14 protein-coding genes are annotated in these 14,222 nt (G+C 72.3%); 9 read left to right on the forward strand and 5 right to left on the reverse strand.

Annotation, left to right across the window (positions count from 1 at the left end; translation table 11 throughout):
- The first annotated feature begins 51 nt into the window (after nucleotides 1-51).
- Both pspB and pspC read left to right on the forward strand, forming a co-directional pair.
- Entirely contained in the window at nucleotides 52-279 is a 228-nt protein-coding gene (gene pspB, locus J2847_RS07915; RefSeq protein ID WP_209778417.1) for an envelope stress response membrane protein PspB, read from the forward strand.
- 40 nt (nucleotides 280-319) lie between these two features.
- Nucleotides 320-733, forward strand: coding sequence for an envelope stress response membrane protein PspC (pspC, locus tag J2847_RS07920; RefSeq protein ID WP_085555346.1), 414 nt, complete (start codon nucleotides 320-322; stop codon nucleotides 731-733).
- Between the two features lie 67 nt (nucleotides 734-800).
- Here pspC and J2847_RS34565 read toward each other — a convergent pair whose 3' ends face one another.
- From J2847_RS34565 to J2847_RS07930, 3 genes are all read right to left on the reverse strand, one after another.
- Nucleotides 801-923, reverse strand: coding sequence for a hypothetical protein (locus tag J2847_RS34565; RefSeq protein ID WP_263300937.1), 123 nt, complete (start codon nucleotides 921-923; stop codon nucleotides 801-803).
- A gap of 215 nt (nucleotides 924-1,138) precedes the next feature.
- The gene (locus tag J2847_RS07925; RefSeq protein WP_209778418.1) at nucleotides 1,139-1,651 is read right to left on the reverse strand and encodes a hypothetical protein; all 513 of its coding nucleotides are present in this window, start codon (nucleotides 1,649-1,651) and stop codon (nucleotides 1,139-1,141) included.
- Between the two features lie 20 nt (nucleotides 1,652-1,671).
- On the reverse strand, nucleotides 1,672-2,238 hold the full coding sequence (locus J2847_RS07930; RefSeq protein WP_209778420.1) for a hypothetical protein: 567 nt from the start codon (nucleotides 2,236-2,238) through the stop codon (nucleotides 1,672-1,674).
- Between the two features lie 305 nt (nucleotides 2,239-2,543).
- On the opposite strand from J2847_RS07930, the gene J2847_RS07935 reads away from it, so the two are divergent.
- The 4 genes from J2847_RS07935 to tagF all read left to right on the forward strand — a co-directional run bounded on the left by J2847_RS07935 (nucleotide 2,544) and on the right by tagF (nucleotide 8,813).
- Nucleotides 2,544-4,436, forward strand: coding sequence for a potassium transporter Kup (locus tag J2847_RS07935; protein WP_209778422.1), 1,893 nt, complete (start codon nucleotides 2,544-2,546; stop codon nucleotides 4,434-4,436).
- 352 nt (nucleotides 4,437-4,788) lie between these two features.
- Nucleotides 4,789-6,096 carry a type IVB secretion system protein IcmH/DotU gene (gene icmH, locus J2847_RS07940; protein ID WP_209778423.1) on the forward strand — a complete coding sequence of 436 codons (1,308 nt, stop codon included), beginning with the start codon at nucleotides 4,789-4,791 and terminating at the stop codon, nucleotides 6,094-6,096.
- A gap of 10 nt (nucleotides 6,097-6,106) precedes the next feature.
- Entirely contained in the window at nucleotides 6,107-8,116 is a 2,010-nt protein-coding gene (tssM, locus tag J2847_RS07945; protein WP_209778425.1) for a type VI secretion system membrane subunit TssM, read from the forward strand.
- Nucleotides 8,117-8,135: 19 nt separating this feature from the next.
- Entirely contained in the window at nucleotides 8,136-8,813 is a 678-nt protein-coding gene (tagF, locus tag J2847_RS07950) for a type VI secretion system-associated protein TagF (protein WP_209778427.1), read from the forward strand.
- A gap of 459 nt (nucleotides 8,814-9,272) precedes the next feature.
- On the opposite strand, the gene J2847_RS07955 is transcribed toward tagF, so the two are convergent.
- Nucleotides 9,273-9,872: an EF-hand domain-containing protein gene (locus J2847_RS07955; RefSeq protein ID WP_209778428.1), complete on the reverse strand. Its 600-nt coding sequence runs from the start codon at nucleotides 9,870-9,872 to the stop codon at nucleotides 9,273-9,275.
- Nucleotides 9,873-10,170: 298 nt separating this feature from the next.
- Between J2847_RS07955 and J2847_RS07960 the strand changes: the two genes are divergently transcribed.
- The 3 genes from J2847_RS07960 to J2847_RS07970 all read left to right on the forward strand — a co-directional run bounded on the left by J2847_RS07960 (nucleotide 10,171) and on the right by J2847_RS07970 (nucleotide 12,521).
- Nucleotides 10,171-10,788 (forward strand): glutathione S-transferase family protein, encoded by a 618-nt coding sequence (locus J2847_RS07960; protein WP_085555351.1) that lies wholly within the window; start codon nucleotides 10,171-10,173, stop codon nucleotides 10,786-10,788.
- 66 nt (nucleotides 10,789-10,854) lie between these two features.
- Nucleotides 10,855-12,036 (forward strand): M20 aminoacylase family protein, encoded by a 1,182-nt coding sequence (locus J2847_RS07965; RefSeq protein ID WP_209778430.1) that lies wholly within the window; start codon nucleotides 10,855-10,857, stop codon nucleotides 12,034-12,036.
- Between the two features lie 5 nt (nucleotides 12,037-12,041).
- Nucleotides 12,042-12,521 carry a protease complex subunit PrcB family protein gene (locus tag J2847_RS07970; RefSeq protein ID WP_209778432.1) on the forward strand — a complete coding sequence of 160 codons (480 nt, stop codon included), beginning with the start codon at nucleotides 12,042-12,044 and terminating at the stop codon, nucleotides 12,519-12,521.
- Between the two features lie 94 nt (nucleotides 12,522-12,615).
- Here J2847_RS07970 and J2847_RS07975 read toward each other — a convergent pair whose 3' ends face one another.
- Nucleotides 12,616-14,181: an adenosine deaminase family protein gene (locus tag J2847_RS07975; RefSeq protein WP_209778434.1), complete on the reverse strand. Its 1,566-nt coding sequence runs from the start codon at nucleotides 14,179-14,181 to the stop codon at nucleotides 12,616-12,618.
- Nucleotides 14,182-14,222 lie beyond the last annotated feature (41 nt).

The raw sequence follows: 14,222 nt of genomic DNA on the forward strand, positions 1-14,222 counted from the left end.
GCGCCAAAACTCGCAGCCCCCCTCCCCAACGACAAGAAAGGCCAATCCGCCATGGGGTTCTTCGGTTTCGTCATCGCGGTGCTGTTCATGGTGGTGGTGGCGCCGATCTGGATCGTCTTCCACTACATCACCCAATGGCGGTCCCAGCGCGGGCTGACGGCCCAGGACGAACGGATGCTCGCCGAGCTGTGGGAGATCGCCAACCGCCTGGAAGGCCGCATCCAATCGCTGGAGCGCGTGCTCGACAGCGAGGCGCCGAACTGGCGCAACAAGACCTGACCGCCTGAACACCGTCTCATCAAGGAAGGACCGAGCCGTCATGGACCGCCCGTCCCCCCATCACTCCCCCTACGAATCGCCCAACCCGCACCGGCTCTACCGCAACAAGGAGCGCGGCATGCTCGGCGGGGTCTGCGCCGGCGTGGCCGACTACTTCGGCGTGCGGCCGGCCGTGATCCGGCTGGCGGTGTTCATCGGGATGTTCTTCTTCGCGTTTCCGCTGATCGTCGCCTACGTCATCGCGGTGATCGCGCTGCCGGTGCGTCCGCCGCAGCTCTACCGCAACCCGGAGGAGGAGGCGTTCTGGCGCGCGGTCTCGACCAAGCCGGACCGGACGCTCGCCGGCCTGACCCAGCGCTTCCGCGACTTCGAGAAGCGAATCACGGGTGCCGAGGCGTACGTCGCCTCGAAGGAGTTCGAACTGAACCGGGCGATCCGCGACCTGGACCGCTGACCGCCGATCACTGACCGCCGACTGGCCGCCGAAGACCTGGCCGGTGAAGACCTGGCCGGCGCCGGCCTTACCGGCGCTGGCGGCGGCGGTCGCGGATGCGGACCGGCACCGGCTTCGGCGTCGGGAGCGTGGCGATCACCCCGGCCAGAACCGCGGCCATCGCACCACCGAGCAGAATGAGATCCATCATTGGCCCTCCACCATCGATCCCCGGCTTGCCTCTCCCCATCGTGGGGCAAGCTGGTTACAACATGGTAGTGAAAAGAGTGGATGACAACACTCCCCCAATCAGACACCGGACAGGGGGGAGAAGGCAATGACCCAAATCACACAATCCGCTCACGAACGGCCCGCTCACGAACGGCCGCCTTCCCACCGTCCGCCCGTGCCCGCCCCCCGGCCCGCTCACCCCTGGTAGGACTCGGCGCCGGTGATGGCGAAGCCCTTGTTCTCCGGGTAGCGGGCGTGGAGTTTCTCCCGCGCCTTCTTCTCGTCCAGGCCCCAGACCAGGATGCGGCGCCCGCGCTTCCAGCTCTCCAGCGCCACGGGGTCGAGCTGGGCGTTGACCTTCGCGGCGTACTCGCCGTTCACCACCCGCAGGATCCAGCCGGCGTCGGCCCGCGTGCGGCGATCGTCCAGCACATAGACCCGCCGGTCGTTGGATCCCGCCGCCTTCACCCGCTGCTCCAGCTCCTCGCAGCCCATGTCGACCGAATTGCGGCGGCGGCGGGCGTCGCGCAGGTCGCGCGCCTGCTGCAAGGTCGTCCGCGCGACCTTCCTGATGCGCTCCACCTGCGCCTGCTTGCGCGCCACCGCGTTGGCGATGCGCTCCTCCGACGTCTTCAGCCGGCGCATCGCCAGCAGCAGCGACACCGCCAGCGAGGCGAGCCCCACCAGGGCGGCGAACACATAGGGCATGGCGGCTCCTCCCTCGCTTCTCAGCCAGCCTTGGCGACCGGCGCCGCGGCCGCGCCGATGTCCTGCATGCGGGTGACGACGTAGCCGAAGGCCGGCGGGTAGCGCCGCTCGATCTCCGCCCGCGCCTCGGCCATCGACTTGGCCCACACCTCGATGGACTGCGGCTGCGCCCAGCTCGAATCGATCAGGGCGTGTTCCTTCTGCTGGAAGGTCGAGGTGCCGACATATTTGTTGGCCACCATGGCGAGGTAGCAGGGCGTCCCCACCACCTCCTCGCCGACCAGACGGACGAGGCGCTCGCCGGATTGCTGCGATTCCTTGATCCGGCGCTCCAGCGACGCCCGGCGGCCCAGCAGCTCCTGGACGGCGCCGTCGGCCTCGCGCAGTTCGCCGACGCGGTCGGCGCGGCGGGCCTCGAACAGGGTCTCCATCTTGGCGCGGCGGGCGATGACGTCGCGCACGCCGGACGTGCCGTGGCGCTTTTCGATCATCCGCTCGCCACAGACGATGACGAGTTGCCCGATGCCGAACCCCAGCCCGGCAAGCCCGAAGGCGGTGATCAGAGCGTTCGTGTAGTCATGCCACATTCAGGTGCGCCCGGTTCGGCCTCAACGCCAACCCTAGGATTATCGCGCGCGAACACGCCGTTCAACGGTGGCGCTGCAACGAATTCCTTCAGAGTCTAACGAAATTGCCTCGGTCCGCCCCTCCGCGCCCCGGCGAAGGATTTTCGCCGCACCCTCCCGCGCCATGGATCGTTGAAAGCGGCTCGGGCGTTTCGCCACTCGGCCCTTGCCTTGGGGACGGGCGACGCATAAGGCTCCAGGAACCGTGAGCCTGGCCTTTCTCCCGGAAAGACGGCCCAGCGGCACGGCCAAGGACGGAAACGGCGATGGAAGCGAGCATGACCGACCGCGAGCATTCGACGAAGCTGCGCGCCCTGACTATGGGCGCGCTGGGCGTCGTCTACGGCGACATCGGCACCAGCCCGCTCTACACCCTGCGCGAATGCCTGACCCAGGGCGGCGGGTTCGACCTGTCGCCCGACGTGATCCTCGGGGTGCTGTCGCTGATCTTCTGGGCGCTGGTGATCACGGTGACGGTGAAGTACGTCATCTTCGTCATGCGCGCCGACAACCAGGGCGAGGGCGGCATCCTGGCGCTGACGGCGCTGGCCCTGCGCGGGATGCGGCCGGGGCACCGGCGGACCGCCACCGTGATGGCGATCGGCGTGATGGGTGCCGCGCTGTTCTACGGCGACAGCCTGATCACCCCGGCCATCTCGGTGCTGAGCGCGGTGGAGGGGCTGAAGGTCGTCGCCCCGGTGTTCGAGGACTACGTCATCCCGATCACCGTCACCATCCTGATCCTGCTGTTCGTGCTGCAAAGCTTCGGGACGGAGAAGGTCGGCAAGCTGTTCGGCCCGGTGATGCTGGTGTGGTTCGTCACGCTGGGCGTGCTGGGCATCCGGCAGATCCTGAAATACCCCGACGTGCTGGGCGCCATCTGGCCGGGCCACGCGGTGGAGATGCTGTTCGAGCATGGCTGGAAGGGCTACCTGCTGCTCGGCGCCGTCGTGCTGGCGGTGACGGGGGCCGAGGCGCTCTACGCCGACATGGGGCATTTCGGCCGCAAGCCGATCCGGCTGGCGTGGTTCGGGCTGGTCCTGCCCTCGCTGCTGCTCTGCTATTTCGGCCAGGGCGCGCTGCTGCTGCACGAGCCGGACGCCATCGAGAATCCCTTCTACCATCTGGCGCCGGACTGGGCGCAGGTGCCGCTGCTGGTGCTGGCGACGGCGGCGACGGTCATCGCCGGCCAGGCGGTGATCTCCGGCGCCTATTCGGTCACGCTCCAGGCGATGCACCTGCGCTACCTGCCGCGCATGGAGGTCCGCCACACCTCGGAGCACGAGAAGGGCCAGATCTACATGCCGCAGCTCAACTGGCTGCTGCTGGCCGGGGTGATCGCGCTGGTGCTGAGCTTCCAGACCTCCAGCAACCTCGCCGCCGCCTACGGCATCGCGGTGACGGGCACCATGGTGGCGACCACTCTGCTCGCCTACAAGGTGGCGCGCAGCCTGGGGCGCTGGTCGCTGTGGCAGGCCGGGCTGGCGCTGATCGTCTTCCTGTCGATCGACGGGGCCTTCTTCTTCTCCAACCTGATCAAGGTCGAGGAGGGCGGCTGGTTCCCGCTGGCGGTCGGGGCGGCGGTGTTCCTGCTGATGGCGACGTGGCGGCGCGGGCGCGAGGTGGTGCGGGCCCGGCTGGCCGAGGACGCGCTGCCGCTCGACTCGCTGCTGGAGCGCCTGAAGGGCGGCTCGATCCAGCGGGTGCCCGGCACGGCGGTCTTCCTCACCGGCAACCCGCGCGGCCTGCCGCCGGGGCTGCTGCACAGCCTGAAGCACTACAAGGTGCTGCACCAGCGGATCGTGCTGCTGACCGTCGACATCCAGGACGTGCCGCACGTTCCCGACAGCCAGCGCTACGAGCTGAAGCCGCTGTCGGCCGGCTTCTTCCGGCTGATCCTGCATTTCGGCTTCAAGGACGAGCCGGACATCCCCAACGCGCTGGAGAAGAGGAAGATCCCCGGCCTGCCCTTCGAGCCGATGGAGACGACCTACTTCGTCAGCCGCGAGACGCTGATCCGCTCGCACCGGCTGGCCGGGATGCCGCGCTGGCAGGAGCCGCTGTTCATCTTCCTGTCGAAGCTGTCGACCAGCGCCTCGGAGTATTTCTGCATCCCGCCCAACCGCGTGGTCGAGCTGGGCATGCAGCTGGAGATCTGAGGGACTTCCGGCCGGGCATGACGACGCCTGAACGGCCGGCGGCGAGGCCGGCCGAGCGGCCCCTCCGCTTCCCCCCCGGAGCCTGTCGCCGCGACTCGGCGTTCCTTCGCGGCCGCCCGCCTGCTATACCTCCTTCGGACGCGCGGCGGCGCCCGCTGGCATGGGGGATTCGGTGGGGGTGGAGGATCGTTTGGGCGGGGACGGGCCACGGCTCGACCCACGGGAACCGCGCCCACGGGAACCGCGCTGGGAGGACGATCCCGCGCGACCGTCCCGGCTGCCCCCGGCGCCGGCCTTCCTGACCGCCAGCCGGCCGGGCGGGATGCCCGCGCCCGCCATGCCTCCCTCCGCCATGCCTCCCTCCGCCGCGCCCGCGCCGCTTGAGGCCGCCATCCCCGGCACCCAGATCCCCGACGCACCCGTCCCCACCCCGCCGCCGCATCTGCCGGAACCGCGCCTGCGCGGGGCGCTGAACCCGTTGCTGGGCGCCGCCGCCCCGGTGCTGGACCTCGCCATGGGCCTGCGCGACCGCATGACCCACGACGCTCCCGACGGCGTGCGCGATCAGTCCCTGGCGGCCATCCGGCGCTTCGAGACGGACGGCGCCGCCGCCGGCCTGACGCCCGAGGAGATCCGCGTCGGCCGCTTCGCGCTGAGCGCCACGCTGGACGACGTGGTCCGCGCCGCCCCCTGGGGGGCCCGTTGCGCCTGGACGAAGCAGGGGCTCGTCGCCGAACTCGACCCCGACGCCGGCGGGGCCGACCGCTTCTTCGACCTGCTCGACACCATGCTGGGCGACCCGCGCCTGCACCGGCGCGAGCTGGAGCTGTTCTACGCCTGCCTGTCGCTCGGCTTCGAGGGCCGCTACCGCGACAAGCCGCGCGGCGCCCACGACCTCGCCCATCTGCGCGACGAGCTGTACCGCATCCTGCGCCGGGCGCGCGGCGAGCCCAGCCCCGGCCTCTCCCCCGCCGGGCAAGGGGCGGCCATGGCGGGATTGGCCGGGCGCTTCCGCCCGCTGGGCGGCGGCCTGCCGTCCTGGCTGGCCTGGGCGGCGGTCGGGCTGGGCCTCGCCCTGCTCCACACCCAGCTCTCCGCTTCGCTGGAGCGGCAGGCCGGGCCGGTGGCCGCCCGCATCGCGGCGCTGCTGCCCGACGGCCCCATCGAGATCGCCCGCCTCGCCCCGCCGCCGCCGCCGACCGCCGGCCCGGCGCTGATCGCCCGCGTCACCGCCCTGCTCGCCCCGGAGATCCGCACCGGCGCCATCGAGGTGCTGGCCGGGGAGGACGGCGCCCTGGTCATCCGCGTCCCCGCCGCCGCCATGTTCGCCACCGGCGGCGAGGCGGTGAAGGCCCGCCACCGCGCCATCGTCGACCGCGTCGGACAGGCGCTGGCGCCGGAGGCCGGCCGCGTCCTGGTGGCCGCCCACACCGACGGCCAGACGTCCCAAGGCCAAACACCGGGCAACGGCCGCCTTCCCACCGCGCGGAGCCTGACCGACGCGCGGGCCGAGGCCGTGCGCGCCCTGCTGGAGCGCCAGCTCGACCCCGCCCGCCTGTCGGCCGAGGGCCGCGGCGACGCCGAACCCATCGCGCTGAACGACACGCCCGCCGGGCGCGACAGCAACCGGCGGATCGACATCCGCCTCTACCCGCAGTGAGGCGGCCGCCATGACCGTCCCCCGCCCGCCCCGCCAGCCGGCCCCCGGTTCCGCCGCCCCGCCCGCCGCCCGCCCGCGGCGCCCCCGCGCGGCGGGCCTGCCGGCCAGCCTGCGCTGGGGCGTCTCGCTGGGGGGCGTGCTGGCCCTGGGCTTGAGCGGCTGGCTGCTGGTTCCGCAGGCCGTGCCCGGCGCCGACTGGACCGAGCGCCTGCTGCCGCTGCTGCTGGCGCTGGCCGGCTGGGCCGCCGCCAACCGCGCCATCGACCGCCGCGAGCGCGCCGCCAACGCCCGGCTGGTCGAGGCGCTGGCCGCCGCCCGCGATCCCGACCTGAAGGCGTCGCTCGACGAGCTGGGCAGCGTGCGCGAGCGCCTCGACGCCGTGCTGGCCCGACTGAAGACGCAGAAGTTCGGCGCCGGCCTGACCGGCCGCTACCTCTACCAGCTTCCCTGGTATCTGGTGATCGGCGCGCCGGGATCGGGCAAGAGCACGGCGCTGGCCAACGCCCGGCTCGGCGCCCCTCTGGCCAGCGGCGACATCGCCGAGCCGATCGCCAACCTCGGCGGCACCCGCAACTGCGACTGGTGGTTCACCGACCACGCGGTTCTGATCGACACCGCCGGGCGCTACACCACCCAGGACAGCCGCCGGGCGGTCGACGGGCGGGTGTGGTCGGGGCTGCTCGACCTGCTGAAGACGCACCGGCCGCGCCAGCCGGTCAACGGCGTGCTGGTCACCGTCAGCCTGACCGATCTGGCCGCCTGGAGCGACGCCGAGCGCCACGCCCACGCCATCACCATCCGCCAGCGCCTGAACGAGCTGCGGACGCATCTGGGCCTGCGCGTTCCGGTCCATGTCGTGCTGACCAAGGCCGATCTCGTCGAGGGGTTCGCCACCTTCTTCGACCCGCTCGACCGCGCCGGCCGGACGCAGGTCTGGGGCATGACCTTCCCGGCGGAGGAGGCGCCCGACGGACCGCTGCCCGCCTTCCACGCCCTGTTCGCCGATCTGGTGCGGCGGCTGGACGAGCGGCTGCTCGACCGGCTGCACCAGGAGCCGGACATCCGGCGGCGCAGCGCCGCCTTCGCCTTCCCTCTGCGCATCGCCGAACTGGAGACGGCGCTGGCCGATCTGGTCGACACCGCCTTCGCCTCGGAGTCCGGCGAGGAGGTGCCGCTGCTGCGCGGCATCCACCTGACCAGCGCCACCCAGACCGACCGTCCCACGACCGTCGACGAACCGGCCGGAACCTATTTCCTCGACCGGCTGCTGCCCGAGCGCGTCTTCCCCGAGGCCGGCCTCGCCGGGGTCGACCGGGCGCTGGAGCGCCGCCAGCGCCGCGCCGCCGCCCTGTCGGTCGGCGGCGCGCTGGCCGCCGGGCTGCTGCTCGGCGGCTTCTGGCTGCACAGCCGCGACGGCAACGCCGCCCTGCTGGAGCGCGCCGACGCCGCCGCGCGGTCGGTGGAGGAGGCGCTGCGCCCGCTCGGCACGGCGCCGCGTTCGCTGACGCGGGTCGACGACACCGACGCCGCCGCGATCCTGCCGGTGCTGGACGGCCTGCGCGCCCTGCCGCTCGGCCATGCGGAGCGCGGGGCCTGGGCGCCGCCGGGGCTGGCCGGCGGGCTGTACCAGGGCCACCGCATCGCCGCCCCCGCCCGGGAGGTCTACCAGAGGGCGCTGCGCACCCTGTTCCTGGCGCGGATCGCCCTGCGGCTGGAGGAGCAGCTGCGCACCAACTGGGCGCGGCCGGACCTGCTGCGGCTGGCGCTGCGCGCCTACCGCATGGTCGGCGGGCAGGAGCCGATGGACCGGGCCTACCTCGCCGAATGGCTGGCGATCGACTGGCAGCGCACCCTGCCCGGCCCGGCCAACGACGCCCGCCGCCGCGCGCTGGGCGATCATCTGGCCGCCCTGTTCGAGGCCGGCTTCGCGCCGGTCCCCCCCGACGACGCCCTGGTCGCCCGCGCCGGCGAGGTGCTGGCGCAGGCCGAGCCCGCGCGCGCCGCGACACCGGCCCCGTAAGGCTCCCATGATCCTCGGCATGGGAAGCGCGGGCCGGAGAGCGTCCGGCCATTTCCGCGGCGTCGGCTTTCACGGCAAGGTGCCGGCGCGCGGCGATTTCGTCGGCCACGGCCTGCCGCGCGAGGTGCTGGAGCCGTGGGACGGCTGGTTGGCGGCGGCGCTTGCCGAGACGCGGCGACGGCTGGGCGGCGGCTGGGAGCGCTGCTTCGCCGGCGCCCCGGTCTGGCGCTTCGCCCTGTCGGCGGGCCTGTGCGGCGACGCCCCGCTGATCGGCGTGCTGAGGCCAAGCGCCGACCGGGTCGGGCGGCTCTACACCTTCACCATCGCCGCCGCCCTGCCCGACACGCTGGAGCTGAGCGCCGCTCCCGGCGCCTGCACCGCCTGGTTCACCCGCGCCGAGGCGATCGCCACCGGCGCCTGCCGGACCGGGGCCGACGTGGAGGGGCTGCCGGCCCGGCTGGCGCTTCTCGGGCGGCCGGAACCGGAATGCCCGCACCCGATCGCGGTCGCCCTGGTCCGGCGTCTGGCCGGGCCGCTGGCGGCGGGATCGAGCCTGTGGTGGACACGGGGGGGCGGGGACGTCGAGCCGTCGCTGCTGTCGTGCCGCGGCCTGCCCGGCGGCGCCCGCCCGACCGCCATGCTCGACGGCGCCTGGGACCGCTGGGGATGGGAGGACGGGGACGTCGCGCGGGGATAGGGGATTTCCCGCCGTGACCGGCCTGCGGGCCGCTGCACGCGCTGCGCCGGTCGGGCGGGCATCGCCCGGTTGCCGGTCGCGGCGGATGGACTCCGGATTAGAGCGCCGAACAGAATTTCGTTTTCGCCATCGGTGCCCTATGGAACCGTCATCCCCGCTTTCGCGGGGATGACGAGTCGAGAGACGACTCAAGCTTCTGTTCGGCGCTCTTAACGGAGGGCAGCCCGCCGCGCCATCGGGGATGCTCCCGATCCGGACGGCAAGGATCCCGTCCGTGAAGAGCCCGGCCGCGCCATACCGCCGGGCGCAAGCACTGACACACCCATCGTCTTCACGTCATGACCGGGCTTGTCCCGGTCATCCACGCGCAACCATTTTCCCGTGATTTGCGGCCGTGGATGCCCGCCACAAGGCCGGGCATGACGGTTCACGCGTGCATCAGCGCCTTTGCTCGATGGATCAGGCGGCGGCGACCTCGTTCATGCTGCTCATCAGGAAGCGCAGCGTGTCGCTGCCGAGCCGGCTGGAGGTCACACCGCCGGCTTGGCTGAAGGAAGCACCGGACACGCCGGCCATGCGCTCTTCGGCCGACACGTAGCCGTCCTGATTGGTGTCCAGCGGATCGTAGGTCGTCGAGGAGCCGCCCGCCGCCCCGGCCGACCCCGCCGCGCCCGGCGGGGACGAATCCGCATCCTCCGACGACGCGCTGTCGTTGGCCGGCGGCGGCCCCGGCGGCGGCTGGTTGCCGGCCGCCTCCTGCGCGGCGAGCAGGGTGCTGCCGCCGCCATAGTCGAACTGGCTGGCGAAGGAGGAGAACTCCGTCGCGCCGAGCGTACCGCTGGAGTCGGAATCGAGGCTGCCGACCAACTCGTCCACCGCCGACGACAGCTTCGAGCCGTCCGACGATTTGCCCGTCTTGGACAGCGCGCCGATCAGCTCGTCCTTGGACAGGGACGAGTCGGAATTCGTGTCCGCCTTGGCGTAGACGCTCTGGAGCATCGACGCGAGGCCACCGCTCCCATACCCGCTGACCCCATACCCGCTGATCGTCGAGACCATGGCCGGATCCCCCCGTTTGCGCCCGGTTGCGTGGGCGTCCGGCGGCCGGTGGCCGTGAGCGCCCTGGATACCCGACATACGGTGCGGGGCGGCGGACTCCTGCGCGGCCTCCACCCGACCCGTCGCATTTTATGGATTTTGCCGGGACCGGCGCCCCCTGGCGCCCCCCCCTGGCGCCCCCCCCTGGCGCCCCCCCCTGGCGCCCCCCCTGGCGCCCTCTGGCGTTGCGCGCGCAAATCGGCCAGACTGACGGATGGAACCGCAAGGACAGCCGCGCGGCAGGAGAGACGGCCCCGTCATGATCACGCTCTACACCTTCCCCTCGCCCAACGGGCGCAAGGCGTCCGTCCTGCTGGAGGAGCTGGGCCTGACCTACCACCTCCACAAGGTCGATCTGGTGGCCGGCGAGAACAAGCGGCCGGAGTTCCTGGCGATCAGCCCGATCACCAAGATCCCGGCGCTGGTCGAGGAGCTGCCCGGCGGCCGCAGCCGCCGCCTGTTCGGGTCGGGCGCCATCCTGCTGCATTTCGCCGAGCGCACCGGCCGCCTGATGCCCGAGAGCCTGGACGACCGCGCCGAGGCGCTGAGCTGGCTGATGCTGGGCATCAGCGACCTCGGTCCCACGGCGGTGGACATGCTGCGCTTCTCGGTCCGCGCGCCGGAGAAGATCCCCTACGCCATCGACCTCTACAAGGGCGAGCTGATGCGCTGCTACGGCGCGATGGACGACCGGCTGGCCGTGGCCGAGTATCTCGCCACCAGCTATTCCGTCGCCGACATCGCCTGCTTCCCGTTCATCGCCGCCGCGGCGGTCGCCGGGGGCGGGCTGCTCGACCGCTTCCCCAACCTGAAGCGCTGGCACGACGCCGTTGCCGCCCGCCCGGCGGTGCAGCGCGGCATGGCGGTTCCCGAATAGCGTTCCCTACCACCGATACGCTCCCGAAAACGGCCCGCGAGGGCCCCAAAAGCAAACGTCAGAGATATGCCGATCAACAACCGAATCGCCGCCTTCCAGGACGACATGACCGCGTGGCGGCGCGACATCCACGCCCATCCCGAGCTGGGATTCGAGGAAAACCGCACCGCCGACCTCGTCGCCGCGAAGCTGGCCGAGTTCGGAATCGCGGTGCATCGCGGCCTGGGCAAGACCGGCGTGGTCGGCACCCTGAAGGGGCTCGGCACCGGCAGCGGACGCGCCATCGGCTTGCGCGCCGACATGGACGCGCTGCCGATGCCGGAGGCCAACGACTTCGATTACGCGTCGCGCCATCCCGGCAAGATGCACGCCTGCGGCCATGACGGGCACACCACCATGCTGCTCGGCGCCGCCCGCTATCTGGCGGAGACGCGCAACTTCGACGGCACCGTCCACTTCATCTTCCAGCCCGCCGAGGAGGGCCAGGGCGGCGGCCTGAGGATGATCGAGGAGGGACTGTTCACGCAGTTCGACTGCGAGCAGATCTACGGCCTGCACAATTGGCCGGAGCTGCCGGCCGGCCAGATCGCCGTGCATCCCGGCCCGGTGATGGCCGCCGCCAACCAGTTCGAGATCACGGTGAGCGGCCACGGCGCCCACGCCGCCATGCCCCACCGCAGCATCGATCCGGTGCTGGTCTCCGCCCACATCATCACGGCGGCGCAGAGCCTCGTCAGCCGCGGCACCGACCCGGCCGACAGCGCCGTCGTCTCGATCACCGTGGTCGACGCCGGCACCGCCGCCAACGTCATCCCCGACAGCGCCATCCTGCGCGGCACCATGCGGACCTTCTCCGAGGCCACCCACCGCCGCATCCAGGAGCAGTTCGCCCGGCTGGTGTCGAGCATCGCCGAGGGCTTCGGCGCCCAGGCGGTGCTGAATTTCCGCCCCGGCTACCCGGCGACCGTCAACAGCGAGCCGGAGGCCCGCGTCGCCGCCGCCGCCGCCGCCAAGGTGGTCGGCGACGAGAACGTGATCTGGGCGCCGGCCCCGACCATGGCGGCCGAGGATTTCGGCTACATGCTGAAGGAGCGGCCGGGCGCCTACATCTGGCTCGGCCATGGCGGGCACGGCGGGCCGGGCTGCCGGCTGCACAACCCGCACTACGACTTCAACGACGCCATCCTGACGACCGGCGCCAGCTACTGGGCGTCGCTGGTCGAGACCATCCTGCCACGGAGCGCCTGACCCGCATGACCCGCCGTCCCCCGGCCCGCCGCCGCCTCGCTCCGCTCCTTCTCCTCGGCATCCTGTCCCTGACCGCCTGCCAGACCAACGGATCGAACCGGACGGCGGACGGGGGACTGCTCCCCGCCGAGGCCGCTCCCGGGACCTACTGGCAGGGCGACCGCAGCCTCGCCGCCGAGCGCGCCTACGTCGTCGCCCGCAGCGATCAGGATTGGAGCGAGCTGTGGGCGCGGGTCGGGGAGGCGGTGCCGTCCTCGCTGCCCGGCGACCGCATGGCGGTGGCGGTGTTCCTCGGGCCCCGCGACACCGCCGGCTATTCGGTCAGCATCGACCGCGCCCGCACGATGGAGGGCGGGGTGCAGGTCGGTTTCCACGAGCGGGTGCCGGGTCCGGAGCAGGTGGTGGCGCTGACCCAGACCAGCCCCTACGCCGTCCGCCTGCTGCCGCGCGTCGAGGGCAAGGCGACGTTCCAGCGGGACAGGTAAGGGCCTCTTCCCCGGACACCCTTGCCCCCACCCCGACCCTCCCCCGCTGGGCGGGGGAGGGTCGGGGTGGGGGTCTGACTTGCGGGAGTGGCGGTCACACCCGTCCTTCCGCCGCCTCCCGCTCGAATCGGCGCAGCGCCTCCTCCAGCTTCCACTGGATCCGCGCCTTCTCGCTGCGGTCGAGCACCGCCTGGCAACCGGCCGAAGGCGTCGCCGCCACCGACGCGCAGCCCGGCGCCGACCACAGGCTGTCGCCCGGCAGGAAGCTGTGCTCCAGGCTGGTGCGGGCCAGCCCGACCAGATCGGCGTAGCCCAGCCCGAACTCCGTCACCCCGCGTTGCAGCTCGTTGGTCAGGTCGATGCGGCTGACGCCCTCGTCGTCGGTCGAGAGCACCGTCGGCACGCCGGCCGCCCGGTAGAGCGGGAAGGGATGGTCCTTGCCCGCCACGCCGAGGATCAGGTCGTTGCTGGTCAGGTTGATCTCCACCGCGACCTTGCGGGCGGCCATCGTCCGCAGCAGCCCCTGCGGGTCGTCCTCGTACATCAGGTCGACGCCGTGGCCGATGCGCTTGGCCCCGGCGATTTCGACCGCCTTGCGGATGTGGTTGCGCAGCTCCTCCGGCGGGACGAGGCCGAGCGTCAGTTCGCCGGCGTGCAGCGCCACGTTGGTGCCGGGGAAGCGGCGGCGCGCCTCGGCGATCATCCGCATGTGCAGGTCGTAGTCGGACAGCGCGGTCGGGTTGTCCTCCGGCGCCACGAAGTTCAGGCCGGCGACGCGCGGCTCCGCCGCCGCCAGCATGGCGTTGAACAGGGTGGTGGCGAAGACCGGGCCGGGCGCCTGGGTGCGCGAGACCTGCTGGATGTAGCGCACCGACACGCCGCAGCCGGGCTTGGCCGCCGGGGTGCCGCAGCCAAGCAGGGACCGCATGCGCGCCTCCGCCGCGTCGATGTCGGCCCTGGCCTGCGGGATCAGTCCCGGCAGGCCGGCGGCGGTCAGCCGGTCGGCCATGGTCGACAGGTCGCCGGTCCAGGGCTGCTGCCTGCCGATGCCGGCGGCGACCCAGGTGCGGAAGGACACCATCAGCTCGACATGCTGCTCGCCCTGGCGGCCGGCGCGGTCCACCACCTCGGCCAGCAGATCGCCGGTGGCATCGTTGGCGGCGCTGAAGCGGCCGAAGGTGGCGAAGAACTGGTCGTGCAGGCTGTAGCCCGACACCGGCAGGGCGGAGCGGGTCGACAGCGCGTTGACCGCCATCGGGTAGAGCGTCGAATCGGGAATCACCACGGCGGCCGCCGGACGGGGATCCTGCGCGGTGGCGCCGCAGGGCGCGGCCTTGGTCGGCGCGACCAGGAACTTGGTCTTCGTGTCGAAGCAGAGGTTTTCCGCCGCCGCCAGCCGCAGATAGGTTTCGGCGTAGACGGCGCCGGTCAGGTGGCTGTGGAGGTCCGCCCCCTTCGGCATCGCGTGGAGGAAGGCCCGCAGTTCCGGCGGGCTGTGGCGCACCGCCTCGAACCGCCTGGCCGCCGCCGAGCCGGCGACGTCCGGCGCGGCGCCACCAACCTGCCCGCTTCCCACCGGCCCGTTCCCCGCCGTGGCGCATCCCGCCAGCAGCAGCGCCGCCAGGGCGGACGCCGCGATGCCGGACTTCACTTTCTTCATGCAAGGCACTCCCGCGTTTCGTCTTTTGCGGGAACCTTGTT

The sequence above is a fragment of the Azospirillum agricola genome (assembly GCF_017876095.1).
In the GTDB taxonomy this organism is placed as follows: domain Bacteria; phylum Pseudomonadota; class Alphaproteobacteria; order Azospirillales; family Azospirillaceae; genus Azospirillum; species Azospirillum agricola.

Bases quoted from the DNA above. Each gene is read 5' to 3' on its own strand.
- pspB (WP_209778417.1), top strand. From the start codon at position 52: ATGGGGTTCTTCGGTTTCGTCATCGCGGTGCTGTTCATGGTGGTGGTG.
- pspC (WP_085555346.1), top strand. From the start codon at position 320: ATGGACCGCCCGTCCCCCCATCACTCCCCCTACGAATCGCCCAACCCG.
- J2847_RS34565 (WP_263300937.1), bottom strand. From the start codon at position 923: ATGATGGATCTCATTCTGCTCGGTGGTGCGATGGCCGCGGTTCTGGCC.
- J2847_RS07925 (WP_209778418.1), bottom strand. From the start codon at position 1,651: ATGCCCTATGTGTTCGCCGCCCTGGTGGGGCTCGCCTCGCTGGCGGTG.
- J2847_RS07930 (WP_209778420.1), bottom strand. From the start codon at position 2,238: ATGTGGCATGACTACACGAACGCTCTGATCACCGCCTTCGGGCTTGCC.
- J2847_RS07935 (WP_209778422.1), top strand. From the start codon at position 2,544: ATGGAAGCGAGCATGACCGACCGCGAGCATTCGACGAAGCTGCGCGCC.
- icmH (WP_209778423.1), top strand. From the start codon at position 4,789: ATGCCTCCCTCCGCCGCGCCCGCGCCGCTTGAGGCCGCCATCCCCGGC.
- tssM (WP_209778425.1), top strand. From the start codon at position 6,107: ATGACCGTCCCCCGCCCGCCCCGCCAGCCGGCCCCCGGTTCCGCCGCC.
- tagF (WP_209778427.1), top strand. From the start codon at position 8,136: ATGGGAAGCGCGGGCCGGAGAGCGTCCGGCCATTTCCGCGGCGTCGGC.
- J2847_RS07955 (WP_209778428.1), bottom strand. From the start codon at position 9,872: ATGGTCTCGACGATCAGCGGGTATGGGGTCAGCGGGTATGGGAGCGGT.
- J2847_RS07960 (WP_085555351.1), top strand. From the start codon at position 10,171: ATGATCACGCTCTACACCTTCCCCTCGCCCAACGGGCGCAAGGCGTCC.
- J2847_RS07965 (WP_209778430.1), top strand. From the start codon at position 10,855: ATGCCGATCAACAACCGAATCGCCGCCTTCCAGGACGACATGACCGCG.
- J2847_RS07970 (WP_209778432.1), top strand. From the start codon at position 12,042: ATGACCCGCCGTCCCCCGGCCCGCCGCCGCCTCGCTCCGCTCCTTCTC.
- J2847_RS07975 (WP_209778434.1), bottom strand. From the start codon at position 14,181: ATGAAGAAAGTGAAGTCCGGCATCGCGGCGTCCGCCCTGGCGGCGCTG.